We start from the raw sequence: 2,402 nt of genomic DNA on the forward strand, positions 1-2,402 counted from the left end.
ACCCCCGGCCTCCCCGGCCGCCTCCCCGCGCCCGCCCTGGACCGGCACCCGCACCGTCTCCGTCCGCAGCACCGTGAACCCCGAGTCGGGATCCCGCCGGCACTCCACCAGCACCATCCCGCCCCCGGGCGTGCCGCCCAGCACCTCCCGCGCCGCCGCCGGCTCCTGCAGGGCCGCGACCACCCGCAGCTGGCGGCGCTCCGCCATGTCCCGGGCCAGCCGCAGCAGCGTGGCGGCCTGCTCCGCGGAGAGCCCCGCGCCCAGGTCCTCGGCCAGCACGGTGAGCTGCCGGTGCGCCCAGGGCACCTCGGCGGCCACGTCGAGGTCGAGCACCCCGGCCCCGGTCAGCAGCACCGCGGCGAAGGCGAGGTGGCGCAGCATGCCGTCGGAGGCCTGGTCGGCCCCGGTGCGCCCGAGGACGCCCTCGTCGAAGACGGCGAGGACCTTCCGCACGCCCGCGCTCTCCCGCTCGGCCAGGGTGAGCCCGAGCAGCGGGTGCGGCGCGGCGGACTGCACCGCGCGCAGCAGTTGCCCGTACCGGCGCGGGCACTCGTTGCTCAGCCGGGCCACGACGGCGGAGATGTTGGCGGCGTTGCCGCGCAGCCGGGCCTGCGGGTCGGCCCGGGCCCAGCCGCGCATCAGTGCGGGGACGGGGTGCAGCGGGAAGACCTCGCGCAGCGCCGTGAGCAGGTCCTCGGTGGCGGCGAGGACGAGGCACTCGCCGGCCGACGAGCCCGCGACCCGCAGCGGCAGCTGCGCGGTGATCATCGTCCCGCTGGGGAACGGCGCCCGGATGTCGCCCTGGCGGGTGTCGTTGTGCCAGCAGACGTTGACCCGCCGGTTGCGGACGTCCTGCTCCCCGGTGTCCATCAGGGTCCGGCCGTCGAGGGTGAGCGATTCCCGGGCGATCCGGACCGGGCCGTCGGTGCGGATCACCACGTCGAGCCGGATCAGGCCGTGCGGCGAGCGGACGGTGCAGCCGAGGATGATCGCGTCCCGCCCGTGCGGCACACACCCGTCCAGGCCTCCGCGGACGGGCTCGGCGAGCGGACCGGTGCGGTCGGGCAGCCCGTCCAGCGAGTCGGCGATCTCCTCGCCGAGGGCGAGCCGGGAGAGCACGGCCAGCGCGTCGAGGGCGTTGGACTTGCCGACCCCGGCGGGCCCGTGCAGCACGGTGAGGGGCGCGAGCGGCAGCACCGCGCGCCGGTAGGACTTGAACGAGGTGAGCCGGAGCTCCTCGACGGTGGGGCGCGGCACGGGCGGCCGGTCGGGCCGTGGGGCGCCCGTTCGGAGGTGGGACGGCCCTGCGGGCCTGGTGGCGTCGCGGTTCACCTGTCGGACGTTAGCCGCAGGCCGAACGGAAGAAACGTGCCTGCGCGGCAGATTCATCCCAACGTGGCGCTCAGCGCCGGTACGCGGCCACCGTCACCGAGGCCGTCACCTCGACCGGCTCCGGCAGCTCCGCGAGCGCGGCACCGAGCCGCTCCGGATCGGTGTGCCAGGCGCTCGGCCCCATGCCGACGACGGTGCGCACGTCCTGCGGGCCGAGCCGCAGGGTGAACTCGACCTCCCGCCGCCCGGCGGGCTCCAGGTACGGTCCGAGCTTCTCGTCGATCCGCCGCTGCTTCTCCTCGTCCACCGACAACAGGCCCAGTGCGTCGACGAGTTCGCGCAGGTGGCGGGCGGTCGGCGAGACCAGCAGCAAGGTGCCGCCGGGGCGCAGCACCCGGCGGATCTCGGGCCCGTTGCGCGGGGCGAACACGTTGAGCATCAGCTCGGCCGAGGCGTCCCGCAGCGGCAGCGGGCGCCAGGCGTCGCACACCACGGCGCCGATCCGGGGGTGCGCCTTGGCGGCGCGGCGCAGCGCGAACTTGGAGATGTCCAGGGCCGCGCCGACCGTGCCGGGCAGGGCGTCCAGGACGTGCGCCAGGTAGTGACCGGTACCGGCGCCGAGGTCGGCGACCAGCCCGCCGGGCTCACCGGCGACGACGGCGGAGGCCGCCAGCGCCTCGGCGATCGGCCGGTAGTGCCCCGCGGCGAGGAAGTCCGCGCGGGCCGCGACCATCTCGGCGGTGTCCCCGGTGCCGGTGTGGGCGTCGCCGGCGAGGAGGCTGACGTAGCCCTGCTTGGCGAGGTCGAAGCTGTGCCCGGCCGGGCAGCGCAGGCTGCGGTCGTGCCGGGTGAGGGCCTGCGCGCAGTGCGGGCAGGCCAGGTAGCGCTCGATGTCCTGGAGCAAGGTTCCGTCTTCTCTCGCCGTACGCCCCGGCCGGTCGGGGCGCCAGCCAGCCTAACGACCCCGACGGGCCCGCGCCCCGGGCCGCCACCCCGGCCCAGCGCCGACGGGCCCACGCCCCGGGCCGCCACCCCGGCAGCGCCGACGGGCCCACGCCCCGGGCCGCCAC

At 76.8% G+C, this 2,402-nt stretch carries 2 protein-coding genes; both read right to left on the reverse strand.

Features of this window, described 5'->3' with window-relative positions:
* Positions 1-1,257, reverse strand: a 1,257-nt coding sequence (locus ACIQOV_RS37600) for an AAA family ATPase (RefSeq protein ID WP_401055274.1), incomplete at its 3' end; no start/stop codon positions are given.
* A gap of 145 nt (positions 1,258-1,402) precedes the next feature.
* Positions 1,403-2,236 (reverse strand): putative RNA methyltransferase, encoded by an 834-nt coding sequence (locus tag ACIQOV_RS37605; protein ID WP_401055275.1) that lies wholly within the window; start codon positions 2,234-2,236, stop codon positions 1,403-1,405.
* Between the last annotated feature and the right edge of the window lie 166 nt (positions 2,237-2,402).

Origin of the sequence: Kitasatospora sp. NPDC091257 (assembly GCF_044757675.1) — a bacterium.
Classification (GTDB): Bacteria; Actinomycetota; Actinomycetes; order Streptomycetales; family Streptomycetaceae; genus Kitasatospora; species Kitasatospora lactacystinica.